The organism is Cryobacterium sp. TMS1-20-1 (assembly GCF_004402355.1).
GTDB classification, from domain to species: Bacteria; Actinomycetota; Actinomycetes; order Actinomycetales; family Microbacteriaceae; genus Cryobacterium; species Cryobacterium levicorallinum.
This window is the reverse complement of record NZ_SOGF01000071.1, coordinates 13,621-39,569: the sequence shown is the minus strand read 5'-3', so window position 1 is coordinate 39,569 and position 25,949 is coordinate 13,621. Positions and strand designations below refer to the sequence as shown.

Sequence of the window (25,949 nt, the reverse complement as noted above, 5' to 3'; positions counted from 1 at the left end):
GTCACCCGGCGCCCGCCCGGTTACCCATCGGTCGGCACCAACATGGAGGTCCCGTGCAGCCCACACATACGGCTCAGAGATACGTTCCCAGGATGCTCGTGATCCTGTTTGTGACCCTTCTCGCGGCCCTCACCATGGCCACCTTCTCGGCGGGCAGCGCGCACGCCGACGAGGTCGGCACCGAGTTCGATTTCACGATCTCCGGCAACGTGCAGTTCGATGGGGAAGCCCTCGGCGACGTAGCGATCGCCGTGTCCGGCAACGGCTACGAGGCCGACACAGTGACGGATGCCGATGGCCGATGGGCCATCGGGGTTCCCGAAAAGGGAACCTACGAGGTCACCCTCGACGAAGACACCCTTCCAGAGGGCGTCGTCGTCACCGAGGGTGGCAATGTGATCGAAGCCGAGTTCGGGCTGACCGACCGTCGCTCGGTCAACTTCTTCCTCGGTGAAGGGGTCCGCAACACGGTGAGCTTCTTCGACCAGTTTGTGAACCGATTCTTCAACGGCCTGAACTTTGGCCTGCTGCTCGCCCTCGCGGCGATTGGCGTGTCGCTGATCTTCGGCACCACCGGGCTGAGCAACTTCGCGCACGCCGAGCTGATCACCTTCGGTGCGCTGATGACGCTGGTGTTCTCGGTCAACTTCGGATTGCCGATCTGGCTCGCCATTCTCATCGCCATTGCGTTGAGCGGCGCGCTCGGATTCAGCCTGGATGCGGTGCTCTGGAAACCGTTGCGCCGTAAGGGCGTGGCGGTGATCCCCCTCATGATCGTGAGCATCGGACTCTCGCTGGCGCTGCGCTACCTGTACCAGTATTTCTTCGGCGGCAGCACGAGTCAGCTGCCCGGCGCGGGCATGGCGGACCTCAAGTTCGGCCCGATCTCGCTCTCCCCGATCGACCTCGCGAGCATGGGCATCAGCATCGTGGTGCTGCTCGCCGTGGCCTACTTTCTGCTGCGCACCCGCATCGGCAAGGCCACCCGTGCCGTCTCCGACAATCCCAGCCTGGCTTCGGCCAGCGGCATCGACGTCGACAACGTCATTCGCATCGTCTGGGTGGTCGGGGCAGCACTGGCCGGGCTCAGCGGGGTGCTCTGGGCCTACTTCCGCCCGGGCGTCAGCTGGGACATGGGCTTTCAAATGTTGCTGCTCGTCTTCGCGGCCGTCACCCTGGGTGGTCTCGGTACCGCCTTCGGAGCCCTCGTCGGTTCCCTCATCGTTGGGCTCTTCGTTGAGCTGTCGACGCTCTGGCTTCCGTCCGACATGAAGATTGTCGGCGCCCTTGTAATTTTGATCCTGGTGCTGCTGTTTCGACCGCAAGGCATTATGGGTCGTAAAGAGAGAATTGGTTAGGGGTTCACATGGACTGGGGAGCAATCTTTGGCAACGCAGCCGTCGAGCTGATAAGCCCGACCACTGCCGCTTACGCACTCGCCGCCCTCGGGCTCGCCGTGCACTTCGGCTACACCGGCCTGCTGAACTTTGGCCAGGCCGGCTTCATGGCCCTCGGCGCCTATGGTTACGCCATTTCCATCCTGACCTTCGGTTTCCCCGTCTGGGGCGCCTTTTTGGTGGGGGTGGGAGCATCCGTTATTTTCGCCTTGATTTTGGGTATTCCGACACTGCGACTGCGCGCTGACTACCTCGCTATCGTCACGATCGCCGCCGCCGAGATTGTGCGGCTGCTGTTCACGACGAACACCTTCGCCGCAGTGACCGGGTCGGCCAACGGCCTGAGTGGCTACAAGAACGAGTTCGCGGCGCTCAACCCGCTTGCCGAGGGCAGCTACGGATTCGGGCCGTTTGAGAATAACGCCTACGACACCTGGCTGCGCATCGTGGCCTGGTCGATCGTGATTCTCGCGGCGCTGTTCGTCTGGCAGATCATGCGCAGCCCGTGGGGCCGAGTGATCAAGGGCATCCGCGAAGACGAAGACGCCGTGCGTGCGCTCGGCAAGAACGTGTACGCCTATAAAATGCAGTCGCTCATTTTCGGTGGTGTGCTCGGTACCATCGCCGGCATGATCTTTGCCCTGCCTCGAGCGGTCGTGCCGTCGAACTATCAGACCACGCTGACCTTCTTTATCTACGCCATCCTGCTGCTCGGCGGTGCTGCAACGGTGCTCGGCCCGATCATCGGTTCGATGATCTTCTGGGTGCTGCTGTCGTTCTTTTCCGGCTTCATCGCTCGAGCCGTGGAGGCGGGCTGGTTGCCGTTTATGACAGCGATCCAGGGCGGCCAGCTGCGCTTCATCCTGGTGGGAGTGGCGATTATGTTGATCGTGATCTTTAGACCGCAAGGCATCTTCGGTAATAAAAAGGAGTTGGCTTTTGTCCGATAACTCTGTTTCGGCCGCTCCGCTCGAGCCGCCCGTTCCCACCCAGAAGCCGATCAAAACGACCGGCCTGCACATCGGCGAGGCCGAACCGGGCTGCCGCAAGGTCGACCCGATTCTCGTCGTCGACGGCGTGCGCCGCACCTTCGGCGGCCTGACCGCGGTGGATGTCGACCACGTCGAAGTTCCGCGCGGTGCTATCACCGCGCTGATCGGCCCCAATGGTGCCGGCAAGACCACCCTGTTCAACCTGCTGACCGGTTTCGACAAGCCCGACGCCGGCAAATGGACCTTCGACGGCCGCTCCCTGGCCGGCGTTCCCGCCTACCGGGTCGCCCGCATGGGCCAGATTCGCACCTTCCAGCTCACCAAGGCCCTGGGGCTGTTGACCGTCATGGACAATATGCTGCTCGGCGCCAAGGGCCAGACCGGCGAGAACATGTTCCGCGCGCTGATGCCGTTTCTCTGGCGCAACCAGGAGGAGGAGAACCGGGCCAAAGCACTCGATCTGCTCACCCGGTTCAAGCTCGATACCAAGAAGGACGACTACGCGGCGAGCCTCTCCGGCGGGCAGCGCAAGCTGCTCGAAATGGCCAGAGCGCTGATGAGCGACCCGACCCTGGTCATGCTCGACGAGCCGATGGCCGGCGTAAACCCGGCACTGACCCAGTCGCTGCTCGACCATATTTTGAACCTCAAGTCCCAGGGCATGACCGTTCTGTTCGTGGAGCACGACATGCACATGGTGCGGCACATCGCCGACTGGGTGATCGTGATGGCCGAGGGCCAGGTGGTCGCCGAGGGCGACCCGCACGAGGTCATGAGAAACCCGGCCGTAATCGACGCCTACCTCGGACAGCACCACGACGAAGACATCGGCGAAGACCAGGCCGCCGAAGCCGAAAACGTCTCAGCCATAAAGGAGTTGCTCGATGACGAACGCTAATCCGCTGGCCCCGCCAGCACCGGCCGAGACTCGGGAAGCGGTCGTCGCGGTCAAGAACGTGACCGCCGGGTATGTGACCGGCGTGAACATTCTCAATTCCTGCTCACTCACCGCCTACGAAGGCGAACTGATCGGCATCATCGGCCCGAATGGCGCCGGCAAGTCCACGCTGCTCAAGTCGATCTTCGGGCTGGTCAAGGTACGCGAGGGCGAAATTCTGCTCCGCGGCAACAACATCACCAACCTCAAGGCCAACAAGCTGGTCGCACAGGGTGTGGGTTTCGTACCGCAGAACAACAACGTCTTTCCCACCCTGACCATTCGAGAGAACCTCGAAATGGGCATCTTTCTCAAGCCCAAGGGGCTCGTGGAACGTCTGGAGTTCGTCACCGAGATCTTTCCAGAGCTCGGCAAGCGGATGTCCCAGCGCGCCGGTTCGCTTTCCGGCGGCGAACGACAGATGGTCGCCATGAGCCGCGCGCTCATGATGGGCCCGCACGTGCTGCTCCTCGACGAGCCGAGTGCCGGGCTGTCCCCGGTGCGCCAGGATGAAGCCTTTCTGCGGGTGAAGGAGATCAACAAGGCCGGAGTGACCACGATCATGGTCGAGCAGAACGCCCGCCGCTGCCTGCAGATCTGCGACCGCGGCTATGTGCTTGACCAGGGCCGGGACGCGTACACCGGTACCGGACGTGAGCTTTTGAACGACCCCAAGGTGATCGGCCTCTACCTGGGCACCCTCGGGCAGGATTAGCTCCCGAAATCACCCGTACCAGCCCGTGGCGGCGTCCGAGACTCTCTCGGGCGCCGCTTCTGTGTGTGGGCTTGCTGAGCGGATGCTGGCGGCCGGGTCGCCGCATCCGCTCGCGTGAATCAACGCGGTACGCAGAAGGGCCCCGACCGAAGCCGGGGCCCTTCAATCATTCAGCTAAACGGTGGAGCTAGTTGATGCGGGTGTACTTGTTGCCAGCATCGAACTCGTAGATGCCGATGCTAGCGCCGGTCGGGTCGCCGTTCTCGTCGAACGTGATCGGGCCGGAGAAGCCGTCGTAATCGACCTGATCGCCAGCTTTCAAGGCTGCAGCAGCCTCGGCGAAGTCGGTAACCTTGGTGCCATCACCGGTTCCGCCGGAGACCTGACGCAGGTAGCTCGCGATGGATTCACCCGACACGTCGTTGCCCGCATAGGCGGCCAGGGCGATCAGGATCACGGCGTCGTAGGACTCGGCAGCGTAGCTGTAGTCGGTCAGCGTCGGGTCTACTTCGAGGAGGCGGGTGGTGAAGTCACCGAGCGAGGCGGTGTCGAGGCCGGGCAACGTGCCCTTGGAGCCCTCGATGAGGCCTGCTGCGAAGTCGGCGCTATAGTCGGCGACGTTTCCGTCGACGAAGTACAGCTTGTCGCCGGGGAAACCGGAACCGACGAGCGCCGGGACGATGACCTTGGCCTGGTCGAACGTGACAAGCGCGATCGCGTCGGGATCTGCCGCGGTCACTTCGGCGATCTGCGAGGCGAAGTTGGAATCGCCCTCGTTGAAGAGTACCTCCGCAACGACCTCGCCGCCGGCAGCGGTGAACGCGTCGCTGGTGTACTTGGCGAGGCCGGTTCCATAGGCATCGTTCAGCACGATCAGGCCGAGGGTGGCGTTGCCATCGTCAGCGATCTGGGTGCCGAGCACTTCGCCCTGCAGAACGTCAGACGGAGCCGTACGCCAGTACAGACCGTTGTCGTCGTAGGTCGTGAAGGCGTCCGAGGTGTTGGCCGGGGAGAACTGCACGACGCCGGCGCCGGTGATCTGGTCGATTATGGTTTTGGAGACACCAGAAGAGGCCGCACCGACGATCGCCGAGACGTCCTGCGACAGCAGGTCGGTCACCGAAACGGTGGCGGTGTCGGTCGTGGTGTCACCCGAGTCGCGGAAGATGGCTTCGACGGAAATGCCGAGGCCGGCCGCGTTGATGTCGTTGACAGCCAGCTGTACACCGGCTTCTTCGGGCGGGCCGAGGAACGCCAGTCCACCACTCTGCGGAAGGGCGGTGCCGATCTTCAGCGTCAGGTCGCGGTCACCGGCCTCAACCGTATTGAAGTCTGCGGCATCCGCCGACGGCGCCGCAGAATCACTGGGTGCCGTAACAGCGTCGTTGCTGCAGCCGGTGAGCAGAAGTGCGCTCACGCCGACGAGCGCGACACCGGTAACGAGGGTACGAACGGAGCGGGAGGCTGAGGCCTTCGCGAATACGCTCATGTTGCTCCTTGATAGATAGCGAGAGGTAAGTCTGGTCAGCCGATTGACTGCCGTGGTGACAGATTAGGCAATCAACGGCACAGAAACCTACCTGTGCGTGTCACAACCGGGTAAAGCGATCAAATCGTTACGAACGGCGCCCGGTCACACCCTGAAAATCAATGGTTTGCTCCTGCACCAGCGCATACACGCATTCGCCCCAGGAGAGGCAGACGGCCGTTCCCGAAATCACCTGCGCCCAGCCGGCATCGAGCGATGCGCCGCCGTCGTCCCCGGTGATCACGGCGGCCAGGGCGGCCGTGATCAGGCCGTCGTAGGCCTCCGCGCCGCCAGCGGTGGCGTTCAGTCCCGGGTCGGCGGTCTTCAGACGCACGGTGAATGCCTCGTCTGCGGCGAGCGGTGTGCCACCGTTGGCGAAGTCACCCAGTGATACCAGAGCGGCGCTGCCAACGGAGCTGTGCGCATCCGCTGGCAGCGCGGTCGTCGCGTCCCACAAGACCAGGTCAACGCCGCGAGCGGCGAGGTCGGCGTAGGCAGCGGCGAGGTCACCGGCCGAGTTGCGATGCACGAGTTGGATCGGCTGCGTCAGCGTCGCCTGCTCGGCCAGGATGTCGCGCAGGGCGAGCTCGGTGCCTGCCACCTGCGCTGCGCCGCTCGCAGCGTTGTCCCCGGTGGTGGGAAAGAGGGTGCCGATGCTCAAGGTTCCGTCACCGCTCGGAGCGGCCGTGGCGACCGCGGCCGGGGTCGTGCTCGGCGCGGCCGGGGTCGTGCTGGTGCAGCCGGTGAGGGCCAGGGCGCCGAGCAGAACGACGACGGTGAGCGTGCGACGGGGCATCTAAAATCCTTTGGTACGAGCTGAGGTGACGTGTCGGTTCAGCGTATCGGCTGGGCCGGACGGGGGTTCGGAGCCAGGTCGGACGGTATTAGGCAGGCTCAAGCGAGCTGCGACGGGGTCCGCGGCCGGAGGCGACCATATCGACCATCAGTATGATCAAGGCCACCCAGACCAGGGCAAATCCGGCCCAGCGTTCGAGCGGCATCGCCTCGTTCAGAACGACTACGCCGACGAGAAATTGAATGACCGGCGCGACGAACTGAATGAGCCCGAGCACCGTCAGCGGCAGGCGCCGGGCGGCGGCGGCGAAGAGCAGCAGGGGAACAGCGGTAATGACCCCGGCCGAAAGCAGGCCAGCCGTGTGCCAGCCGGAGACGGTGCCGAAGGTGAGGCCGGACATGCCGGAAACGACCAGAAGCTGAATGATGGCGACCGGGGCCAGCCAGGCCGTTTCGAGGGTGAGGCCGGTGACGGCGTCGACGTTCGGGCCGACGCGCTTCTTGATCAGCCCGTAGAAGCCGAAGGAGAACGCGAGGATGAGCGAGATCCACGGCAGCGAGCCGTAGCCGACCGCCAGCACGATCACGGCGAGAAAACTGATGCCGATGGCCACCCACTGCAGGCGGCGCAACCGTTCGCGCAGCACGAAGACGCCCAGAAGCACCGTGACGATCGGGTTGATGAAGTAGCCGAGGGCTGCTTCGACGACGTGCCCGGTGGTTGCGGCGATCACGTAGGTCTGCCAGTTAACGAAGATGAACGCACCGGCCAGGCCCATGGTCCAAACCAGACGCGGCTGCTTGAACGCGCGCCCGAGCACGGTCCAGGTGCGGGTCACGGTAATGATCAGGGCGCAGAAAACGAGGGAGAACAGCACCCGCCAGGCCACGATTTCAAAAGCGCCGGAGGGGATGAGCAGCAGAAAGTAAAGCGGCAGCACGCCCCAGAGGCCGTAGGCCAGGCCGCCGAAGACGAGGCCCGTGCGGTGGGTGGCGCGAGCGGCCGACTCGGCCGGTGCGGCGGCATCCGTCATAAATATTCTCCCTACCGAGACACTAACTGCGCAAACAAAAACTCCCGGATGGCCAGGCCATCCGGGAGTTTCAGGCTAAAGACCAATTTCAGTCTGAAGGCTAGGTAGTGATGAAACCTACTTAGCGCACGACCACAGCGAGCACGTCGCGAGCGGAGAGGACCAGAAGGTCATCGCCACCGAACTTGACCTCGGTTCCGCCGTACTTGGAGTAGATGACCTTGTCGCCGACGGCGATGTCGAGGGGAACGCGGTTGCCGTTGTCGTCAATGCGGCCGGGGCCGACTGCAACAACTTCGCCCTCCTGGGGCTTTTCCTTCGCGGTGTCAGGAATGACCAGACCTGATGCGGTGGTCTGCTCTGCGTCGACCTGCTTGATGACGATGCGATCCTCGAGCGGCTTGATGGAGACCGACACGGTTGACCTCTTTCTAAGACTTGGGTTAGCAGACTCACAGCGAGAGTGCCAAGTGAAGTTTAGGGGGGATGCTGGCACTCGCGCAACGTGAGTGCCAGATCGGGCCGTTTGGTACCGTTGCAGAATGGATCGAACCGAGCTCGTTGAGCTGCTCTCCCCCGCGAGTTTACGGCTGCTGGATTCCCTGCCGCCCTACGAGGCAAACGGTGATGTGCTGAAGCTCGTGAGCGAGCTGCGCAAGGCTGGGCACGCCCCCGGACTCGTGTCGGCCGTGTTGAGCCAGTCGCGACTGCGGGCGAAAGCCGTAACCAAGTTTGGAGAATTTGCCGAGCGGATGCTGTTCACCGAGGCCGGTCTGGAACAGGCGACCCGGTTGCGGGTTGCCGCACTGCACGCCGGGCGATTCGCCGAACTTGGAGCCGCCCTCGGCCGCGCGCCGCGGGTCGCCGACCTCGGCTGCGGCATCGGCGGCGACGCGATGGCCCTCGCCGCGATGGATCTGCCGGTCGTGGCCGTCGACGCCGACGAGGTCACGGCCACGGTTGCGAGCTACAACCTGGCCCCGTTCCCCAATGCCTCCGCGTTGCAGGCCGACGCCGAGACGGTTGATCTGACCGATTTCGACGCGGTCTGGCTCGATCCAGCCCGGCGCACGAGCGGGCACAGCAACACCAAGCGGCTCACCCGATCCGAGGATTACTCCCCCTCCCTCGACTTCGCCTACCTGCTGGCAACGACGCTGCCGCTCGGCATGAAGCTCGGGCCCGGCCATGATCGCGACCAGATTCCGGTCGACGCGGAGGCCCAGTGGGTGTCGGTGGATGGCCAGCTGGTGGAAATGGGACTGTGGTTCGGCGCTCTCGCCCGCCCGGGCATCCGTCGATCGGCGTTGCTGCTGACCCGGGATGGCGTGCAGGAGCTGAGCAACGATGCCGACAGCGAAGACGAGCCGGTCGGCGAACTCGGCCACTACGTCTACGAACCCGACGGCGCGGTCATTCGGGCGCGACTGATCGGCGATCTGGCCCGCTCGATGAAGGCCAGCATGCTGAGCGAGGGAATCGCCTACCTGACCAACGACACGCTGACGCCGACGCCGTTCGCAACCGCCTTTCGGGTGCTCGAGACGCTGTCGTTCGACGAGAAGAAGCTGCGGCTCGCACTGCTCGAGCGCCGCATCGGAACGCTCGAGATCAAGAAGCGCGGCGTCGACGTTGATCCCGCGACGCTGCGCACCCGGTTGAAGCTCAAGGGGCCGGAAGTCGCAACGCTGATTTTGACCCGGGTGGCCGGACATCGGGTTGCGCTGCTCGTGGAGCGCGTGCGCTAACGGTCGGCCTACAGCAGGGGCAGCACGGTCTGGCTGATGTAGACGAACCAGCCGACCGCGAGCAGAATCCCGACGAGGCCGCTCGCCAGACCGCTGCTCCAGAGGGCACGGGCCCGATGCTCGGTGGTGCGCGCAATCAAGGCGAGGACGATCGCAACGAGCGCGACCGGCAGGCCGAACACACCGAGCACGCCGAGCACGAGCCCGACGAACCCGCAGACGACGGAGACGACCGAGAGTCGGCGCCGGCCGGTGATGCGCCGCACCTCCGCCTCGGTGTACCTGTACGGCACGAACTCGGTCGGGGCGGTGACGGTCGATTCCCAGCTGAGCTGGCTGCCCGGGGGCGCGGGCGCACGGGTGTAATCCCGATGCGTGTCGGAATCCTGGTGCGGTGTACTCATTGCTGTCCTCGTGCTGCGAACCGGCCAGCGACCGTTCAGTGGGGTGAGTCTGTTAGAACTGGCTCACACCGACGTTGGCGGCAGTGATGAGCAGTGCGATCGAGCCGATGAGGATGAAGATCCCCACGACGAAGCCGAGGTAACCGACAATCAGACCACCGAGGGCGAGGCCGTAGCCCTTTTCGCCGGTCTTCTTGATCTGGCTCAGGGCGATGTGGCCGGTGATGATGCCCACGATCGAGATCGCGAGGATCGACGTGACGAGGGAGATGATCGACAGAACGTTGTACTTGTCCTGCGGGTTCTGCTGGCCATACGGGTTCTGACCGTTCGCGGGATTCTGACCATACGCGGGAGCCTGGCCGTGAGCGGGGGGCTGGGTACCCGCCGCCGGGTAGCTCGGATAGGCGGGCGCGGCGGGGGGCACGCTGGCAGTGGCCGGATTCGAGTTCGTCGGGCCGCTGTTCGTCGGTTCGACGGGGGGCTGGGTGGGATCAGACATCTGCGGTCTCCTTCATAATTTCGTTCGGTGGTCGCCCTGCCAGATTATCCCGTTAGCGGGTACCCGGCGACTGGGCGTTGCTCAAGCCTGGATCTCCCCGACCGGCAGGGTGGAATCGGCGCCGAATTCGAGGGTCGAGGGCTCATGCCCAGCCATGATGAGTTGCGCGCCGAGGGCGGCGATCATGGCGCCGTTGTCGGTGCAGAGCGAGAGCGGCGGGATGCGCAGGACAACGCTGGCAGCATCCGTTCTCTCGGTGGCGACCTGGCGCAGTCGAGCGTTGGCGATGACACCGCCGCCGAGCAGCAGCCGCGGCACGTCGTGGTCGGCGCACGCGGCGAGGGCCTTGGTGAGCAGAATGTCGACCACCGCCTCGCGAAAGCTCGCCGCGACGTCAGCTGTCGGCACGGGCTCGCCGGCGTCCTGGCGCTGTTCGACGAAGCGGGCGACCGAAGTCTTGAGGCCAGAGAATGAGAAGTCGTAGCGGTGCGCGGCCATGTCCTTGGGCTGGCTGAGTCCGCGCGGAAAGCGGATGGCCTTCGGGTTGCCGAGGGCTGCGACCCGGTCGATCTGCGGCCCGCCGGGGTAGGGCAGCGAGAGCAGCCGGGCGACCTTGTCGAAGGCCTCCCCGGCGGCGTCGTCGATGGTCTCACCGAGCAGCTCGACGTCGCTGACCAGATCACGCACGAGCAGCAGCGAGGTGTGCCCGCCCGACACGAGCAGCGCGATCGTCGGGTACTCGAGTGGCTCGGTGTCGTTGGTGTTGGTAGCGCCGCGCAGCAGGTCGGCACCGACGTGGCCGACCAGGTGGTTGACCGCGTAAATCGGTTTGTCGAGGGCGACGGCGAGCGCCTTGGCGGCGCCGACCCCGACCATGAGAGCTCCGGAGAGCCCCGGACCGCAGGTGACAGCGATGGCATCGAGATCACTCAAGCGGATGCCGGCCTCGGCGACGGCCGCGTCAATGGCCGGCACGAGCTCATCGAGGTGGGCTCTCGCGGCAATTTCAGGCACGACTCCGCCGTAGCGCGCGTGTTCCTCCATCGAGCTCGCGATGGTGTTGGAGAGCAGGGTGGTTCCGCGCACGATGCCGATGCCGGTCTCGTCGCAGGAGGTTTCGATGCCGAGTACGAGCGGTTCGGATCGATTCAGGACGGTGCGGTTCATGAGTGAGCCGTTTCGGGGGCGGTGAGCATAGATTCCAATTCTGGAATATTCAGGCGCATGACGACGGCGTCGACATTGTCGGGCTGGTAGTAGCCGCGGCGCACGCCGACCTCCACGAATCCGAGCCGGTCGTAAAGGCGCTGGGCACCGGGGTTGTCGGCGCGCACTTCGAGAAACACCAGCCGGGCGCCGCGTTTGCGGGCCTCGGAGATGAGGACCTGCATCAGGGTGCGTCCGAGACCGTGTCCGCGGGCCGAGTCGGCGACGGCGATGGTCTGAATGTCGCCCTCGGTGGCTCCCTGCGGGGCGAGCAGTCCGGCGTAGGCCTCGATGCTATCTGGGTCGTCCGGGGGAAAGGCGACGAGGTAGTAGCAGGCCGGGTCGCCAAGGTCGCGGGCCATCATCGGCGGTGACCAGGCATCGTTCTCGAAAATGCTGGTTTCGAGGTGCATGATCGCCGCGAGGTCTGCCTCGTAGGCGCGGCGCAGCTGCCAGGTCATCGGCTGACCCGCTTGGGTCCATTGGAGAGCGTGACGTCGGGTGAGCGCAGGTAGAGCGGTTCATTGGCAGCGAATGGACGCCGGTGGGCGTAGCTGAGTTCGGCGACCAGGCCGAGTTCCCCGGCCGACACCGTGGCGGCGTCGAGGCGCGGCCAGAGCGCGTGTTGCCAGGCGGGCTCGTCGAGTTCGGCGGGTTTGGCGAGTCCGGGTGGGCCGACGCGCACGGGCAGGCCGGCGGCATCCGCTTCGCTGTAGGCACTCCAGTAGATTTCGCGACGGCGAGCGTCGGTGACGACGACGAGCGGGCCGGTGTGGCCGCGACGGTAGTGGCCGTAGGCGATGGCGTCGTGGCTGATCACGGGCACGAGCGGCTTGCCGGCGCCGAGGGCGAACACGCGCGCCGAGGCGATGCCGACGCGTAGGCCGGTGAATGGGCCCGGGCCCATGCCTCCGACCACGCCGGAGAGATCCGCCGGGGTGATTTTCGCCTCGCGGAGGCAGTCAAGAATGAATGGGCCGACGATTTCGGCGTGGCGCATTGTGTCGGCTTCGCCGCGTTCGGCGATAATCCCGCGGTCAAGGTCGACCACGGCGACACTCGTGCCGGCAGAGGTATCGATGGCAAGTAGCACCCGCTCAGCCTAGCTTTGATGCGGCAGGCGCTGCGCGCGTCGGCCGCTGCGGCTGGAGGGTCACATCATCCGTCGAAAGGACGAGAATCAGCGACCGAGGGAACGGTAGCGGGCCAAGCGACGCGGAAGTAGCTCGTCAACGGGCACCGTGGACAGCGAGGACAGCTCGTATTCGATGGCTTCAGCCAGCCGCTGGCAGAACGCCCGTCCCTCGTCGGCGGCGTCGGGGCGCTCGTCCACGATGTGGTCGACGATCCGATTGGCGTACAGCGAGGCCACGTTCACGCCCTGAGCCTCCGACATGGCCGGTGCGAACTCGGTGTTGTGATGCACGATGGCACTTGCCCCTTCGGGAGGAAGCGGCGACAGCCAGGAGTGCTGGGCGGCGATCGTACGGTCGGCGGGCAGCAGCGCGAGCGCCCCGCCGCCGGCACCCTGTCCGAGCAGCACGGACACGGTTGCCGACCGCAGGCCGATCAGCTCGTGCAAAGAGCGGGCAATTTCCCCGGCCATGCCGCCCTCCTCGGCCTCCTTCGACAGCGCGGCCCCGGCGATGTCGATCACGGTGAGCAGCGGAAGCCCGAGTTCTTCCGCAAGGCGCATGCCGCGACGGGCCTCCCGCAGCGATCCGGGGCCCATCCTGGTGTCTTGCGAAGGCCGCGGCCGGATGTGCCCGAGCACGATGCAGCTCTGCTGCCCGAACCGTGCTATGGCGAGCATGAGCCCCGGGTCCTTCTCGCCCTCGCCCGTGCCGTTGAGCGGCAGCACGTCGTGCGCGCCGTAGGCGAGCAGCTGGCGCAGGTCTGGTCGCCGCGGGTTGCGCGAAATCTGAATGGATGCCCACGCGCCGCTCGCTGCCGGCCGCACGTTCAGGGTCTCCGGTGCCGCCACCGGCGTGGAGGCCCGGTCGGTGAGAATTGTGAGGGCGCGGTGCACGATCTCCGGCAGCTGCTCCGGCGGCACAACGGCGTCGATCAGCCCTTGGTTGAACAGGTTTTCGGAGACCTGCACGTTTTCCGGAAATTTCTTGCCGTACAGCGCCTCATAAACCCGCGGGCCGAGAAACCCGAGCAGCGCGCCCGGCTCGGCCACCGTCACATGCCCGAGCGAGCCCCAGGATGCCATCACCCCGCCCGTGGTGGGGTGCCGCAGGTACACCAGATACGGATGCCCCGCCTCGCGGTGCGCGCGCACGGCGGCGGTGATCTTCACCATCGACAAAAAGGCCAACGTGCCCTCCTGCATGCGGGTACCGCCGGATGCCGGTCCAGCCAGGACCGGCAACCCCTCGCGTGTGGCCCGTTCGATCGCGTCCACAATCCGGTCAGCAGCAGAAAGCCCGATCGATCCGGCAAGAAACGCGAACTCGCTCACGACGATCGCCACCCGACGACCGTGGATCAGCCCCTCGCCGGTGAGCACCGCCTCGTCGGTGCCGCTCTTCGCTCGTGCCTTCACGAGGTCGGCCCGGTACGCCTCGTTCGGGTCGGGGTCAACCACGGGCTGATCCCAGCTCGTAAAGGACCCGTTATCGAGCACCACGTCGATGAGCTCCGTGGCGTTGAGGTGGCGAGTTGCGAGCGCGGGTTGAGAAATCAAAGTGAGATACCTTCCAGTGAACGGTTGAGCCAGGTGCGAATGTCGTTGCCGTGCTGATCGAGCACGGGCGGAGCGGAGTGCATCGTGTTCGTTGTCTCGACCGTATCGGCGGGTCCGAAGAACCGAAGCGGAGGCCCGGGGAGGCTGATCCGGCCGAGCACCTCGTGTTCAACATCGATCAGCAGCCCCTGCGAGAGCACCTGATCCCATTGATAGACCTCATCCAGGGAACGCACCTTGCCGGCCGGGATTCCGGCGTCGGTCAGTTTCTTCAGCAGGGTCACGGCATCGAAGTTGGCGAAGGCATCCGCTATGGCAGCCTTGAGGCCCTCCCGATTGCGCACGCGGTGCGCGTTGGTGGCCCACTCGGATTGCGCAGCATCGAGGCCGAACTCGGCTGCGAAGGTGGCCCAGAGTTTCTCACTGCCGATGCTGATCTGCACGCTGCCGCCGCGGCAGGGAAAGAGCCCGTAGGGAGCAATCGACGGATGGTGGTTGCCCTGGGCCTCCGGCACCTCGCCGGCCACCGTGGCGCGGGTGCCCTGGAAGGCATGCACTCCCACCAGTGCGGCTAGCAGCGAGGTGCGCACAATTTGTCCCTGACCGGTGCGCTCGCGCTGAAGCAGCGCGGCGAGCAGCCCGAACGCGCCATACATGCCCGAGAGCAGATCGGCGATCGGCACGCCCACACGCTGCGGGTCGTCGGGGGCGGAGCCGGTGAGGGACATCAGGCCGGCCTCGCCCTGCAGAATCTGGTCGTAGCCGCTTCGACTGGATTCCGGGCCGTCGTGGCCGAAACCGGTGATCGAGAGAATCACCAGCGCCGGGTTGAGAGCGTGCATCGCCTCGGGCGAGAATCCGAGCCGGTCGAGCACCCCTGGACGAAAATTCTCCACCACAACGTCCGCGCGCAGCAGCAGCTCGCTGAGCACCTCCCGGCCGTCGTCACTCTTCAGATCGAGGGCGATGGATTCTTTATTGCGGTTGCACGAGAGAAAGTACGTGGATTGCGGATCGTTCGCGGGGCCCACAAAGGGCGGGCCCCAGCCGCGGGTATCGTCTCCCGTGCCTGGATTCTCCACCTTGATCACGCGTGCGCCGAGGTCGGCGAGCATCATGCTCGCGTGCGGACCGGCGAGCGCGCGGCTGAGGTCCACAACGAGGTAGCCCGCGAGGGGACCCGGCCGGTCGGTTTCAGAACGGGTGTCGGTTTCGGTACTCATGATCGGTCCTTTCTCCAGGTGCGTGGGGTCGGTGACGGGTTACAGCCACCCGGGCAGCACGAGCACCGCCCAGGCGATGGCCGGCCCGGCCACGACGACGATTCCGCTGTAGGCGAGGATCTGCTTGTAGAAGCGGTCCTTGTCCACGTCGTCGGGGGCGTTGGCGAGCACGAGCGCGCCATTGGTCGAGAACGGCGACACGTCCACGATGGTCGATGCGACGGCGAGCGCGCAGATCACGCCGATGGCGCTGATATCCCCGGTCGCGAGGAACGGCACGGCGAGCGGAATCAGCGCGGCCAGAATGGCCGTTGACGAGGCGAAGGCCGAGACGACGGCACCGATGTAGCAGATCAAGAGTGCGGCAAGCAGGGGCATGCCGAGGTTGGCCACCGCTTCCGACACGTATTCGATGGTGCCGGCCTCTTCGAGAACACCGACGAAGGTGAGCATGCCGCAGATGAGGAGCACGGTCGACCAGCTGATCTTGTTGACCGCGCCCTTCTGCGCCGCAGGCGAGACGAGGGCGAGGATGACGGCGATGGTGATCGCAACGAAGCCCACGTCAACCTTGAAGCCAAGCGCGATCACGGCGAGGGCGATGAGGCCGGCCACCGTCACAAGCTGCGGGATGCGCTCTCCGCGGGTGGCCGTGGCCTGCAGTCCGTCGCCCGCGGGGTCGCGGGGGCCGTAGATGCCGGAGCCGAAGCCCTTGAACGCCACATCACCGCCGGCGCGCGCACCGACACTCACGGCCATGCGCGCTTCGGCGGCTTGCTCCACGAAATGTCCGACCCGGCTCGACATCAGGTTTCGGCCACCGAGCACAATGAACAGCACGACGGCGATCAGAAAGTTGAAGATGAGGCTCGACAGAAACACCGCTGTCGGGCTCGCGTCGAGCCCTGTGGTCGAGATGAGGCTGTTCACGATCACGCCGTAGACGGCGATCGGCGAGAATCCGCCGCCCTGCGCGCCGTGGATCACCATCATGCCCATCAGCAGCGGGCTGATCTTGTACTTGCGGGCAAAGCCGAGCGCGATCGGCGCCACGATGGCCACCGCGGCCGGGGACAGCGCACCGACGGCCGTGATCACGGCGGTGATCACGAACATCACCCAGGGGATGAGGGCCACCCGACCACCGACGAGCCGCACTGCACCGCGCACCAGCAGGTCGATCGTGCCGTTGCCCTGCGCAATCGCGAACAGATACGTAACGCCGACGAGCGTGAGGAACAGCCCGCCCGGGAAGTTGGCGAGAATATCGGTGGTCTCCATGCCGAGGAAGACAGCACCGAGCAGAAAGGCACCCACGAAGGCCAGCGCACCCATGTTGACGGGCAAAAGCGTGGCGATCAGAAACATCACCGCCAGGATGATGATTGAGATAACGGGAGCGGACATCGTTGTTCCTCCATAGGTTCAGATGAGAGTGGGCTATTGGCTCACTGGACTAGCCTCCTAGACAGTAGGTGACTTTGTCAAGAGCCGTGTAAAGTTGGGCTGAGGGATCTTAGGGAGGCAGACATGACGAGGGACGCAATGCCCCAGCCGCTTACGCGCGTCACGAAACCACGCCTTTACGAACAGCTCGTGGCCCAGCTTCTCGCCTACATCGAGTCCGCCCACCTCGGCCCCGGCGACCTGTTACCCGCCGAGCGCGAGCTCGCGGAACGGCTCGGTGTTTCCCGCGCCACCCTCGCCCAGGCCCTCGTGGCCCTCGAAGTGCTCGGTGTCATCGACGTTCAACACGGCACCGGCGCCGTTCTCGTCTACCGGCCGAGCATCGCAACGGTGATCAGTGGGCTCCGCGAACATCGCAACCGGCTCCCCGAGATCGTGGAAGCCCGCAGCACCCTCGAGGTGAAACTCGCCGAGCTCGCCGCGGAACGCCGAACGGATGCCGACCTGCTCGCGATCGAGGATGCGCTCCGAGTGATGGCCGAGGAAATCGCCGTCGGCGACCGCGGGTCGCACGGCGACGAGCTCTTCCACCAAGCCGTCACGACGGCTGCGCACTCCCCCGTGCTCGCCCAGCTGATGGCATTCATCGCCGAGATGATCCTCGAAACGCGGCTCGAGTCACTCGCCCAGCCGGGACGACCCGAGCAGTCCCTGGCGTCGCACCGAGCGATCACGGCGGCCATCCGCTCGCAGGATGCCGACGAGGCCGCGGCGAAAATGCTCGCACACATCGAACTCGTCTCAGACGTCGCGCTGCTGAAGTAGCGGCCGGGGGCTCAGCGCCGCGGTCGCAGTGGCCCGAAGTCGGTCGCATCCGCCCAGCGCAGCCCGTGGCCGGTCAGGGTAACGGTGCGTGGTTCGTCGAGATCGTGATCCAGATCGATAACGGATACCGCGGCATCCGCTTCGCTGATGGCGTCAGACCGGCCCTGCGGTCGCTCGATTTCAATGTCGAGCCAGGACTCGGTGATGCCGTCGAGCAGGCCGCGACCCCATTCAACGACCACGATGGAGTGGGCGAAGTCGATGTCGAGGTCGTCGAGCTCCATGGCGCTGTTCAGGCGGTAGGCGTCGACGTGCACGAACGGTGGGCCACCAACCAGGCTCGGATGCGTGCGCGCGAGCACGAAGGTCGGGCTGGTTACGGCGCCACGCACCTGCAGCCCCTCGCCGAGGCCGCGGGTGAGGGTGGTCTTGCCCGCGCCGAGCGGCCCGGTGAGCACGATCAGGTCGCCGGCCCGCAGCGTGGCCGCGAGTCCGATACCGAAGTGGTGCATCGCGGCGGCATCGGGCATGGTTCGCCGCAGTTCAGACAGACCCGACTCAGCCATGGATGTGCAGCCGGGGCACCCGGTGTCCGATGCGGGTGACGATCTCGTAGTTGATCGTGCCGGCGGCGTCGGCCCAGTCGGTCGCGCTCGGCGCTCCCGTGGCCGGGTCTCCGAACAGCACGACGGTATCGCCCACGGCGACGCCTGGATTGTCGGCTCCGAGATTGACCACGAACTGGTCCATCGCGACCCGACCGACCAGCGGGTAGGTCGCGCCGTGAATCTGCACGAGCGCACTACTGGAGGCCTGCCGCGGAATTCCGTCGGCGTAGCCGAGCGGCACGAGCACGAGCGTGGAGTCTTCCGGCGCCCGCCAGAGATAGTCGTAGGAGACGCCGGCGCCCGCGGCCACCCGGCGCACCAGGGCGACCCGGCCGCGCAGGGTCATGGCCGGCACCAGGCCGAGGTCGGCGCTGCTGGCATCATCAAACGGCGACAGCCCGTACAGGGTGATGCCCAGGCGAACCATCGAAAAGCGCGCGGCTGGCAGACGCAGTGCCGCCGCGGAAGAGGCAAGGTGCACGAGGGTCGGGGCCAATCCGGCGGCACGCACTAAGGCGACACCGCGCTCGAAACACTCCAGCGCCTGCTGGTCGTCGGTGGCTGAGGTGTTGGAGAGGTGGCTCATCACGCCGTCAACGCGCAGCAGCCCGACCTGCTCGAGGGCCGCGGCGAGCGCGAACACCTCAGCCCAGTCGTTCTCGTGCACACCGTTTCGACTCAGGCCGGTATCGAGTTTGAGATGAACGGATGCCGCCCTGCCGAGTTCCGCCGCTGCATCCGCTGCCCGTTGCAGTTGGCGTGCTGACGAGAGGCCGAGGGTGATGTCATCATCGATGGCGGCGCTGAAATCGGCGTCTGGATCGTGCAGCCAGGCCAGGATCGGCGCGTCGATTCCGGCGTCACGCAGCTGCAGGGCCTCGTCGATGTCGGCGACGCCGAGCCAGTCGGCGCCACCGGCGAGGGCGGCGCGGGCCACGGGCACGGCGCCATGACCGTAGGCGTTGGCCTTGACCACGGCCATGGCGTGCGGGGTGCCGACCAGCGCACGCAGGTGCGCCATATTGCTGCGGATCGCGGCGAGGTCGATCACGGCCTCGCGAAACCCGCTCACGACTCGGCCACGACGAAGGCGCAGGCCACGCCGGCGTCGTGCGTCATGGTGACGTGCACGCGGCTGATGCCGCGATCTTTCAGCGCTTGCAGGGCCGCCCCGCTGAGCTTGAATTCGGGGTTGCCGTGTGGGTCGTTCACGATTTCCATCTCCTGCCAGGTAGCCCCCGCACTGTCGCCGAGGGCCTTGATCAGAGCTTCCTTAGCGGCGAAACGCGCAGCGAGGGAATGTACCGGCAGACCGCGTTCGCTTTGGGCGAACAAGCGTGGTACCAGGCCCGGCGTGCGCGCGACCTGGCGGGTGAACCGCGCCAGGTCGACCACGTCGACCCCGATGCCCTTGATCACTGCGGGCTATTCGACCGTGACGGATTTCGCGAGGTTGCGCGGCTGGTCCACGTCGAGGCCCTTGGCGATGGCGAGCTCCATGGCGAACATTTGCAGCGGCACCACGGCCAGCAGCGGTTCGAACAGCGAAGCTGCGAGCGGAATGCGGATGACGGTGTCGGCAAACGGCAGCACGGCGGCGTCGCCGACCTCGGCGATGGCGATGATGCGGGCACCGCGGGCGCGGATCTCCTGAATGTTGGAGACGACCTTGGGGTGCAGGTGCGCGGAGCCGCGCGGGCTCGGCACCACGACGAACACCGGCTGGCCGGGCTCGATCAGCGCGATCGGACCGTGCTTGAGCTCACCGGCAGCGAAGCCCTCGGCATGGATGTAGGCGAGCTCCTTCAGCTTGAGTGCTCCCTCGAGCGCGATCGGAAACCCGACGTGGCGGCCGAGGAACAACACGGCGCGGGTGTCGCTCATCCAGCGGGCCAGCTGACGCACCTCGTCTTCGACCTGCAGAACGGTCTCGATTTTCGCCGGGATGGCCTGCAGCTCGGCGACCTGCGCGGCCTGCTCGGCCTCGGTGAGACTGCCGCGAACCCGGGCCAGGTGCAGCGCGAACAGGTAGAGCGCGGTGATCTGCGCGACGAAAGCCTTGGTCGACGCGACCGCGACCTCGGGGCCGGCGTGGGTGTAGATGACGGCATCACTCTCGCGCGGGATGGTCGCGCCCTGCGTGTTGCAGATCGAGATCGCCTTGGCGCCCCGCTCCATTGCGTACTTGACGGCCATGAGCGTGTCCATGGTTTCGCCGGACTGGCTGATCGAAACGACCAGAGTGTCGTCACTGAGGACCGGGTCGCGGTAACGGAACTCGTGGCTGAGCTCGACGTCGACGGGCACCTGCGCCCACTTTTCAATGGCGTATTTGGCGACCTGGCCAGCGTAGGCGGCGGTTCCGCAGGCGATGATGACGATCCGACGGATGCCGGCGAGCACGTCATCGCCGAATGCGCTCAGTTCGGGTACGACCACGTGGCCGTCGGCGATGCGGCCGCGCAGGGTGTTGGCGACGGCGTCCGGCTGCTCGGAGACCTCCTTGGCCATGAAGCTGGACCAGCCGCCCTTCTCCGACGCCGAGGCGTCCCAGGCGACATCGAACTCCTCGGTCTCGACCGGGTGACCATCGAAATCGGTGACGGTGACGGCATCCGCTGTGATGGTGACGATCTGGTCCTGGCCGATGGCGACGGCGCGGCGGGTGTATTCCACAAAAGCGGCCACGTCGGAGCCGAGAAAGTTCTCGCCGTCGCCGAGCCCGATGACGAGCGGCGAGTTGCGGCGGGCGCCGACGACGACGCCGGGCTGGTCCTGGTGCACGGCCAGCAGCGTGAAGGCGCCGTCGAGGCGGGCAACGACGGTGCGAAAAGCCTCGGCCAGGTCGCCGACGCGCTGGTATTCGCGTCCGAGCAGCACAGCGGCCACTTCGGTGTCGGTTTCACTCAGTAAGGTGAAGCCCTCGGCGAGCAGTTCGTCACGCAGCGGGGCGAAGTTCTCGATGATGCCGTTGTGAATGAGGGCGAGCTTGTTATTGTCGCCGAGGTGCGGGTGCGCGTTTTCGTCGTTGGGGCCGCCGTGGGTGGCCCATCGGGTGTGACCGATGCCGGTCGCGCCGTCGTTGATCGGGTGGGCTTTGAGCTCGTTGGTGAGGGCCACGAGCTTGCCGGCCTTCTTGGCCGTATTGAGCACCCCGAACTCGTCAATCACGGCGATACCCGCGGAGTCGTAGCCGCGATATTCGAGCCGTCCGAGCCCTCCCATGAGTACGTCTACGGTCTTGTTGCTTCCGACATAACCTACGATTCCGCACATAGAAGTCGATTTTAGCCGGACTAAGCTTGGTGGAATGTCCGATCTGGTGCTGGCCCCTGTAATGAACGGCCACGGTACCCCCTTCGTGGAACTTGACCGAGCCGACTGGGCGGCCCTCGCGCCGACCACCCTGCTGCCGCTCAAAGAGACCGAGATTGTGCAGTTGCGCGGCCTCGGTGAGCCGCTCGACATCAACGAGGTGACGGATGTCTACCTTCCGTTAAGCAGGCTGCTCAATCTGTACGCGGCGAACGCTCGCAAACTGCATCGCGCGACCAGCGGGTTTCTCGGGCAGCGCGCCCGGCCCACTCCGTTTGTGATCGGCGTCGCCGGTTCGGTCGCCGTCGGCAAGTCGACCACCGCGCGGCTGCTGCGGGAGATGCTGGCCCGCTGGGACGACACTCCCCGGGTCGAGCTCGTCACGACCGACGGTTTTCTGTTTCCCAATGCGGAGTTGAACCGCCGGGGGCTGATGGAGCGCAAGGGGTTCCCGGAGTCCTACGATCGACGCGCCCTGCTGCGCTTTGTGAGCGCGGTCAAGAGCGGCGCCCCCGAGGTGCGGTCGCCGTTCTACTCGCACCTGAGCTACGACATCGTGCCCGACGCGCAGATCGTTGTGCGCCAGCCGGACATTCTCATTGTCGAGGGGCTCAATGTGTTGCAGCCGCCCGGGCCGGGCCACGGCCTGGCGGTGAGCGACCTGTTCGACTTCACGGTTTACGTGGATGCCCGCACCCAGGACATCGCCCGCTGGTACGAGGAACGTTTTCTCAAGCTGCAGCGCGGCGCGTTCGCGAACCCGAACTCGTTCTTTCACCGATACGCCGCCCTTACCGAGGACGAGGCCCGTGCCAAAGCGCGAAGTATCTGGACCAGCATCAACGAGCCCAACCTGCTGCAGAACATCCGTCCCACCCGATCGCGGGCGACACTCGTGCTGCGGAAGGACCCCACACACNGTGCTGCGGAAGGACCCCACACACGCCGTCTCCAAGGTGCTGCTGCGCAAGGTCTGACCCGCGCTTCCGCGATTCCCCTGCGACCGGGCCCGGGCCCGGAAACGGGGCCCATGATAGAACATGGGCCTGGTTTCCGGGCCCGGGCCCCGTCGGTAGGTAGGTAGGGCTAGAGGGCCAGGCGCTCGCGCACGACTTCGGCGAGGGAGTGCGCCAGGCGGTCGGCGGTCGGCTGGTCGGCGGCCTCCACCATGACCCGCACCATCGGTTCGGTGCCGGACGGGCGCAGCAGCACGCGACCGGTGTCGCCGAGTTCGGTCTCCGCGGCCACGACAGCGTCAGCAATAACCTGATCGGCAGCGAGGCCCTTGAGGTTCACTCCACGCACGTTGACCAGAATCTGCGGGTAGACCGTCATAACGGATGCGAGTTCGGCGAGCGTTTTACCGGTGCGCGCCATTTCGGCCACGAGGTGCAGCCCGGTGAGAATACCATCGCCGGTCGTGGCGAACTCGGTCATGATCACGTGGCCGCTCTGCTCACCGCCGAGCGAATACCCGTGGGCGTTGAGCTCTTCGAGCACGTACCGGTCACCGACCTTGGTCTGCACCATCGCGATGTCGTTGGCCGCCATCGCCTTGCGCAGACCGAGGTTGCTCATGACCGTCGCCACGAGCGTGCGGTCCTTGAGCACACCGCGCTCGGCCATCGACACGGCGAGGATCGCCATGATCTGGTCGCCGTCGACAATGTTGCCGTCGCGGTCCACTGCGAGGCAGCGGTCGGCGTCGCCGTCGTGGGCGATTCCGATGTCGGCACCGTGCTCGAGCACGGCGCGCGCCAGGTTGTCGAGGTGGGTCGACCCCACGCCATCGTTGATGTTGAGTCCGTCGGGGTCGGCGCCGATCACGGTGAGGCGAGCGCCGGCATCCGTGAACACCTGCGGCGAAACGCCAGCGGCAGCACCGTGGGCGCAATCGAGCACGACATGAATGCCGTCCAGGCGGTGCGGCAGGGTGCCGAGCAGGTGCACGACGTAGCGGTCTTCAGCGTCGGCGAAACGACGGATGCGTCCCACGTCGCCGGCGATCGGCATCAGGGTGTCGCGTCCAATGTAAGACTCGATGCGGTCCTCGACGTCGTCGGGAAGTTTGGTTCCGCCAAAGGCGAAGATCTTGATGCCGTTGTCTGGTGCCGCGTTGTGTGAGGCAGAAATCATCACACCGAAGTCGGCACCGATGTCGTTGATCAAGAATGCGGCGGCGGGCGTCGGAATGACTCCGGCATCGAGCACGTCGACACCACTGGAGGCCAGGCCGGCCGAGACGGCAGCCGTCAAGAATTCGCCGGAAATTCGCGGGTCGCGGGCGACCACAGCAACGGGGCGGCGGCCCTGTTCGAGGCGTGCTTGAGCACGACGCCCCTTGGTCAGCACTGCGGCGCTGGCCTGGGCAAGGCTCAGGGCCAGGCCCGCCGTAAGATCACGGTTAGCCAGGCCCCGAACGCCGTCCGTGCCGAACAGACGAGTCATATCGTCGTCGGCAATCGGATTAGCGCTTGCTGAACTGAGGTGCCTTGCGGGCCTTCTTGAGTCCGGCCTTCTTGCGCTCCTTGACTCGAGCGTCGCGGCTGAGGAAGCCGTTCTTCTTGAGGATGGCGCGGTTGTTCTCTTCGTCGATCAGGTTGAGGCAGCGGGCAATGCCGAGGCGAAGCGCGCCGGCCTGGCCGGACGGGCCACCACCGGTGATGCGGGCGATGACGTCGTACGAGCCGAGCAGGTCAAGAACCTTGAACGGGTCGTTGATCAGCTGCTGGTGCAGCTTGTTCGGGAAGTAGTCAGCGAACTCGCGGCCGTTGACAACGATCGTGCCGGAGCCGGGGACGATGCGCACGCGGGCGATGGCCTGCTTGCGACGGCCGACGGCTGCGCCGGGAACGTTGAGGACGGCGCGGGGCGCCTTGGTTACGGTTTCTGCCGGAGTCTCGGTGGAGTAGCTCTCCGGAGCCTGGTCAATCTGGTCTGCGATCTTCGCCACGATGATGGGAATCCTTTTTATCTAAGAGTCGAGAAGTCTGGTTGCCGGCGCTACTGCGCGACCTGGCTGAGGGTGTACGGCGTGGGCTGCTGAGCGGAGTGCGGGTGCTCGGAGCCGGCGTAAACCTTCAGGTGGGTGAGCTGGGTGCGACCGAGCGAGTTCTTCGGCAGCATGCCGCGAATCGCTTTTTCGACCGCACGGGTCGGGTGCTTCTCGAGCATCTCGGAGTAGTTCGTCGCCGTGAGTCCGCCCGGGTAACCGGAGTGGCGGTAAGCGATCTTCAGGTCGAGCTTCTTGCCGGTGAGGGCAACCTTCTCGGCGTTGATGATGATGACGAAGTCGCCACCGTCCATGTGCGGGGAGAAGGTGGCCTTGTGCTTGCCGCGCAGCAGGATTGCCGCGTGGCTGGCCAGACGTCCGAGGACGATATCGGTGGCATCGATGACTACCCAGTCGTGCTGGAGTTCGCTTGCCTTGGGGCTGTAAGTGCGCGTCACTAGTGTGCTGCTTTCTTCTTTTTTCGAACGGAGGTGTTCGTGAATCCCGCTCCGGGCGTGTTCTGTCAAGCAGAACACTGTCGATGGAGGGCTCACGTTCGGGTGCCGCGCTGCAACGCACAGACACCAAGGGTCAACACTAGTCTCAGAGTGCTGCGGACGCAACTTCGACGGGGCCGGGCAGCGAACGCCGGTTGCGGGTGGCGACGGCGCGCAGCGCCAGTTCGGCGTCTTCCGGGTAGCCGACGTCGATCAGGGTCAGACCGTGCGCCTGCATCACTTTGAACTCGCTGATGCGGTGTTTGTCGAAGTGCAGGTGCGCGAGGGTGCTGCCATCGAGCCGCCCCTCCCCCACGGCGACGCAGGCGCCGACCATGGCGCGCACCATGCTGTGGCAGAAGGCATCCGCTTTGATGGTGGCTACGATGAGGCCGTCGTCGTCGCGCCGCCAGCGAAAGTCCTGCACCGTGCGGATGGTTGTAGCGCCGGGTCGCGGCTTGCAATAGGCGGCGAAGTCGTGCAGGCCGACCAGGGTCGCCGCCGCCGCGTCCATTGCGGCGAGATCGAGTTTAAACGGATGCCACGTAGTGCGCAGTCGCTGCTGCGGGTCGTGCAGAGCGAGGGGGTCGGCGATTCGATACTCATAGCGGCGCCACATGGCGGAGAATCGCGCGTCGAAACCGCCGGGCACGACCGTGGCACGGCGCAGAACGATGTCGGGCTTGGTCACCAGGATGCCGCCGAGGCGGCGCAGCACGGCGGTGCCGAGGTCGACCGGCGGGCGGTTTCCGGTGCCGCGCTGAATGCGCACGAGGGAGTGTGCCTGCTCGGCGGTGAGGTCGAAGTGGGCGACCTGCCCGCGGGCGTGCACCCCGGCATCCGTTCGACCGGCGACGATCAGCGTGGGGTGCGGGGGAAAGCTCTGCAGGATGCCGGCGAGCCCGTTTTCGATGTCGGCCTGAACGGTGCGAAAGCCCGGCTGGCGGGCCCAGCCGGTGAAATCTGTGCCGTCGTAGGCGAGGTCAAGTCTGATGCGCGTGGACCCTGGCGCGGCATGGCCGGCGCGGGGTACGAAAAGATTCACGAGGGTAAGCCTAGGCGGCGCGTGCGGGTTATCGTTGAATCCGGCCCAGCGCATGACCCCCGTGCGCGTGGCACGTGAATGCTCGTC

27 protein-coding genes are annotated in these 25,949 nt (G+C 65.7%); 7 read left to right on the top strand and 20 right to left on the bottom strand.

What is annotated here, in order from left to right; translation table 11 throughout:
• Positions 1-92 precede the first annotated feature (92 nt).
• From E3O45_RS17050 to E3O45_RS17035, 4 genes are read left to right on the top strand one after another with little or no spacing between them, the layout of a single operon-like run.
• A complete protein-coding gene (locus E3O45_RS17050) occupies positions 93-1,358 on the top strand; it encodes a branched-chain amino acid ABC transporter permease (protein WP_134444725.1) in 1,266 nt (421 codons plus the stop codon).
• Positions 1,359-1,366: 8 nt separating this feature from the next.
• Complete coding sequence (locus tag E3O45_RS17045; RefSeq protein WP_134444723.1) at positions 1,367-2,347, top strand: branched-chain amino acid ABC transporter permease; 981 nt, start codon at positions 1,367-1,369, stop codon at positions 2,345-2,347.
• Between the two features lie 49 nt (positions 2,348-2,396).
• The gene (locus tag E3O45_RS17040) at positions 2,397-3,287 is read left to right on the top strand and encodes an ABC transporter ATP-binding protein (RefSeq protein ID WP_241985424.1); all 891 of its coding nucleotides are present in this window, start codon (positions 2,397-2,399) and stop codon (positions 3,285-3,287) included.
• Positions 3,274-4,041, top strand: a complete 768-nt coding sequence (locus E3O45_RS17035) for an ABC transporter ATP-binding protein (RefSeq protein WP_092449545.1) — start codon at positions 3,274-3,276, stop codon at positions 4,039-4,041. The genes E3O45_RS17040 and E3O45_RS17035 overlap by 14 nt, the downstream gene beginning before the upstream one ends.
• 187 nt (positions 4,042-4,228) lie before the next feature.
• Here E3O45_RS17035 and E3O45_RS17030 read toward each other — a convergent pair whose 3' ends face one another.
• The 4 genes from E3O45_RS17030 to groES all read right to left on the bottom strand — a co-directional run bounded on the left by E3O45_RS17030 (position 4,229) and on the right by groES (position 7,816).
• Positions 4,229-5,530: an ABC transporter substrate-binding protein gene (locus E3O45_RS17030; protein ID WP_134444721.1), complete on the bottom strand. Its 1,302-nt coding sequence runs from the start codon at positions 5,528-5,530 to the stop codon at positions 4,229-4,231.
• A gap of 127 nt (positions 5,531-5,657) precedes the next feature.
• On the bottom strand, positions 5,658-6,365 hold the full coding sequence (locus E3O45_RS17025; protein ID WP_134444719.1) for a hypothetical protein: 708 nt from the start codon (positions 6,363-6,365) through the stop codon (positions 5,658-5,660).
• Positions 6,366-6,453: 88 nt separating this feature from the next.
• A complete protein-coding gene (gene rarD / locus E3O45_RS17020) occupies positions 6,454-7,398 on the bottom strand; it encodes an EamA family transporter RarD (RefSeq protein ID WP_134444717.1) in 945 nt (314 codons plus the stop codon).
• Positions 7,399-7,519: 121 nt separating this feature from the next.
• Entirely contained in the window at positions 7,520-7,816 is a 297-nt protein-coding gene (groES, locus tag E3O45_RS17015; protein WP_092107311.1) for a co-chaperone GroES, read from the bottom strand.
• Between the two features lie 124 nt (positions 7,817-7,940).
• On the opposite strand from groES, the gene E3O45_RS17010 reads away from it, so the two are divergent.
• Positions 7,941-9,146: a class I SAM-dependent methyltransferase gene (locus E3O45_RS17010; RefSeq protein ID WP_134444715.1), complete on the top strand. Its 1,206-nt coding sequence runs from the start codon at positions 7,941-7,943 to the stop codon at positions 9,144-9,146.
• Positions 9,147-9,154: 8 nt separating this feature from the next.
• Here E3O45_RS17010 and E3O45_RS17005 read toward each other — a convergent pair whose 3' ends face one another.
• The 8 genes from E3O45_RS17005 to E3O45_RS16970 form a co-directional block, all read right to left on the bottom strand.
• Positions 9,155-9,550 (bottom strand): hypothetical protein, encoded by a 396-nt coding sequence (locus E3O45_RS17005; protein WP_134444713.1) that lies wholly within the window; start codon positions 9,548-9,550, stop codon positions 9,155-9,157.
• 52 nt (positions 9,551-9,602) lie between these two features.
• The gene (locus E3O45_RS17000) at positions 9,603-10,052 is read right to left on the bottom strand and encodes a DUF4190 domain-containing protein (RefSeq protein ID WP_134444712.1); all 450 of its coding nucleotides are present in this window, start codon (positions 10,050-10,052) and stop codon (positions 9,603-9,605) included.
• 81 nt (positions 10,053-10,133) lie between these two features.
• Positions 10,134-11,219 carry a tRNA (adenosine(37)-N6)-threonylcarbamoyltransferase complex transferase subunit TsaD gene (gene tsaD / locus E3O45_RS16995; RefSeq protein WP_134444710.1) on the bottom strand — a complete coding sequence of 362 codons (1,086 nt, stop codon included), beginning with the start codon at positions 11,217-11,219 and terminating at the stop codon, positions 10,134-10,136.
• On the bottom strand, positions 11,216-11,719 hold the full coding sequence (gene rimI, locus E3O45_RS16990; protein WP_134444708.1) for a ribosomal protein S18-alanine N-acetyltransferase: 504 nt from the start codon (positions 11,717-11,719) through the stop codon (positions 11,216-11,218). Before rimI ends, tsaD begins: the two co-directional genes overlap by 4 nt.
• Positions 11,716-12,351: a tRNA (adenosine(37)-N6)-threonylcarbamoyltransferase complex dimerization subunit type 1 TsaB gene (gene tsaB / locus E3O45_RS16985; protein WP_134444706.1), complete on the bottom strand. Its 636-nt coding sequence runs from the start codon at positions 12,349-12,351 to the stop codon at positions 11,716-11,718. Before tsaB ends, rimI begins: the two co-directional genes overlap by 4 nt.
• Positions 12,352-12,438: 87 nt before the next feature.
• The gene (locus tag E3O45_RS16980; RefSeq protein WP_134444705.1) at positions 12,439-13,950 is read right to left on the bottom strand and encodes a carboxyl transferase domain-containing protein; all 1,512 of its coding nucleotides are present in this window, start codon (positions 13,948-13,950) and stop codon (positions 12,439-12,441) included.
• A complete protein-coding gene (locus E3O45_RS16975) occupies positions 13,947-15,173 on the bottom strand; it encodes a CaiB/BaiF CoA-transferase family protein (protein WP_134444703.1) in 1,227 nt (408 codons plus the stop codon). The genes E3O45_RS16980 and E3O45_RS16975 overlap by 4 nt, the downstream gene beginning before the upstream one ends.
• A gap of 39 nt (positions 15,174-15,212) precedes the next feature.
• On the bottom strand, positions 15,213-16,580 hold the full coding sequence (locus E3O45_RS16970; RefSeq protein WP_134444701.1) for an SLC13 family permease: 1,368 nt from the start codon (positions 16,578-16,580) through the stop codon (positions 15,213-15,215).
• Between the two features lie 123 nt (positions 16,581-16,703).
• On the opposite strand from E3O45_RS16970, the gene E3O45_RS16965 reads away from it, so the two are divergent.
• Positions 16,704-17,405, top strand: coding sequence for a FadR/GntR family transcriptional regulator (locus E3O45_RS16965; RefSeq protein WP_241985419.1), 702 nt, complete (start codon positions 16,704-16,706; stop codon positions 17,403-17,405).
• A gap of 11 nt (positions 17,406-17,416) precedes the next feature.
• Here the strand turns inward: E3O45_RS16965 and tsaE are convergent, their stop codons facing one another.
• Genes tsaE through glmS form a run of 4 tightly spaced genes read right to left on the bottom strand, consistent with a single transcriptional unit; the run spans position 17,417 to position 21,289 of the window.
• Complete coding sequence (gene tsaE / locus E3O45_RS16960) at positions 17,417-17,971, bottom strand: tRNA (adenosine(37)-N6)-threonylcarbamoyltransferase complex ATPase subunit type 1 TsaE (protein WP_134444700.1); 555 nt, start codon at positions 17,969-17,971, stop codon at positions 17,417-17,419.
• On the bottom strand, positions 17,964-19,034 hold the full coding sequence (gene alr / locus E3O45_RS16955; RefSeq protein WP_134444757.1) for an alanine racemase: 1,071 nt from the start codon (positions 19,032-19,034) through the stop codon (positions 17,964-17,966). Before alr ends, tsaE begins: the two co-directional genes overlap by 8 nt.
• Before the next feature lie 47 nt (positions 19,035-19,081).
• Positions 19,082-19,432 carry a holo-ACP synthase gene (locus tag E3O45_RS16950; RefSeq protein WP_134444698.1) on the bottom strand — a complete coding sequence of 117 codons (351 nt, stop codon included), beginning with the start codon at positions 19,430-19,432 and terminating at the stop codon, positions 19,082-19,084.
• A gap of 6 nt (positions 19,433-19,438) precedes the next feature.
• A complete protein-coding gene (gene glmS, locus E3O45_RS16945) occupies positions 19,439-21,289 on the bottom strand; it encodes a glutamine--fructose-6-phosphate transaminase (isomerizing) (RefSeq protein ID WP_134444696.1) in 1,851 nt (616 codons plus the stop codon).
• Positions 21,290-21,323: 34 nt separating this feature from the next.
• Between glmS and coaA the strand changes: the two genes are divergently transcribed.
• Entirely contained in the window at positions 21,324-22,412 is a 1,089-nt protein-coding gene (gene coaA / locus E3O45_RS16940; protein WP_134444695.1) for a type I pantothenate kinase, read from the top strand.
• Positions 22,413-22,414: 2 nt separating this feature from the next.
• Here coaA and glmM read toward each other — a convergent pair whose 3' ends face one another.
• The 4 genes from glmM to truA all read right to left on the bottom strand — a co-directional run bounded on the left by glmM (position 22,415) and on the right by truA (position 25,862).
• Complete coding sequence (gene glmM, locus E3O45_RS16935) at positions 22,415-23,776, bottom strand: phosphoglucosamine mutase (RefSeq protein WP_134444693.1); 1,362 nt, start codon at positions 23,774-23,776, stop codon at positions 22,415-22,417.
• A gap of 19 nt (positions 23,777-23,795) precedes the next feature.
• Complete coding sequence (rpsI, locus tag E3O45_RS16930; protein ID WP_092107287.1) at positions 23,796-24,281, bottom strand: 30S ribosomal protein S9; 486 nt, start codon at positions 24,279-24,281, stop codon at positions 23,796-23,798.
• Positions 24,282-24,331: 50 nt separating this feature from the next.
• A complete protein-coding gene (gene rplM, locus E3O45_RS16925; RefSeq protein ID WP_092449498.1) occupies positions 24,332-24,778 on the bottom strand; it encodes a 50S ribosomal protein L13 in 447 nt (148 codons plus the stop codon).
• Between the two features lie 145 nt (positions 24,779-24,923).
• Complete coding sequence (gene truA / locus E3O45_RS16920) at positions 24,924-25,862, bottom strand: tRNA pseudouridine(38-40) synthase TruA (protein ID WP_241978802.1); 939 nt, start codon at positions 25,860-25,862, stop codon at positions 24,924-24,926.
• Between the last annotated feature and the right edge of the window lie 87 nt (positions 25,863-25,949).

What these genes read in the sequence shown, in the direction of transcription:
- E3O45_RS17010 (WP_134444715.1), top strand. Translation starts at nt 7,941, where the DNA reads ATGGATCGAACCGAGCTCGTTGAGCTGCTCTCCCCCGCGAGTTTACGG.
- E3O45_RS17025 (WP_134444719.1), bottom strand. Translation starts at nt 6,365, where the DNA reads ATGCCCCGTCGCACGCTCACCGTCGTCGTTCTGCTCGGCGCCCTGGCC.
- rarD (WP_134444717.1), bottom strand. Translation starts at nt 7,398, where the DNA reads ATGACGGATGCCGCCGCACCGGCCGAGTCGGCCGCTCGCGCCACCCAC.
- E3O45_RS17045 (WP_134444723.1), top strand. Translation starts at nt 1,367, where the DNA reads ATGGACTGGGGAGCAATCTTTGGCAACGCAGCCGTCGAGCTGATAAGC.
- E3O45_RS16970 (WP_134444701.1), bottom strand. Translation starts at nt 16,580, where the DNA reads ATGTCCGCTCCCGTTATCTCAATCATCATCCTGGCGGTGATGTTTCTG.
- glmS (WP_134444696.1), bottom strand. Translation starts at nt 21,289, where the DNA reads ATGTGCGGAATCGTAGGTTATGTCGGAAGCAACAAGACCGTAGACGTA.
- E3O45_RS17000 (WP_134444712.1), bottom strand. Translation starts at nt 10,052, where the DNA reads ATGTCTGATCCCACCCAGCCCCCCGTCGAACCGACGAACAGCGGCCCG.
- E3O45_RS16975 (WP_134444703.1), bottom strand. Translation starts at nt 15,173, where the DNA reads ATGAGTACCGAAACCGACACCCGTTCTGAAACCGACCGGCCGGGTCCC.
- E3O45_RS17050 (WP_134444725.1), top strand. Translation starts at nt 93, where the DNA reads ATGCTCGTGATCCTGTTTGTGACCCTTCTCGCGGCCCTCACCATGGCC.
- E3O45_RS17035 (WP_092449545.1), top strand. Translation starts at nt 3,274, where the DNA reads ATGACGAACGCTAATCCGCTGGCCCCGCCAGCACCGGCCGAGACTCGG.
- rimI (WP_134444708.1), bottom strand. Translation starts at nt 11,719, where the DNA reads ATGACCTGGCAGCTGCGCCGCGCCTACGAGGCAGACCTCGCGGCGATC.
- tsaD (WP_134444710.1), bottom strand. Translation starts at nt 11,219, where the DNA reads ATGAACCGCACCGTCCTGAATCGATCCGAACCGCTCGTACTCGGCATC.
- tsaE (WP_134444700.1), bottom strand. Translation starts at nt 17,971, where the DNA reads ATGGCTGAGTCGGGTCTGTCTGAACTGCGGCGAACCATGCCCGATGCC.
- E3O45_RS16965 (WP_241985419.1), top strand. Translation starts at nt 16,704, where the DNA reads ATGACGAGGGACGCAATGCCCCAGCCGCTTACGCGCGTCACGAAACCA.
- E3O45_RS17005 (WP_134444713.1), bottom strand. Translation starts at nt 9,550, where the DNA reads ATGAGTACACCGCACCAGGATTCCGACACGCATCGGGATTACACCCGT.
- glmM (WP_134444693.1), bottom strand. Translation starts at nt 23,776, where the DNA reads ATGACTCGTCTGTTCGGCACGGACGGCGTTCGGGGCCTGGCTAACCGT.
- E3O45_RS17030 (WP_134444721.1), bottom strand. Translation starts at nt 5,530, where the DNA reads ATGAGCGTATTCGCGAAGGCCTCAGCCTCCCGCTCCGTTCGTACCCTC.
- alr (WP_134444757.1), bottom strand. Translation starts at nt 19,034, where the DNA reads ATGGCGCACCTGCGTGCGCTGGTCGGCACCCCGCACGCCATGGCCGTG.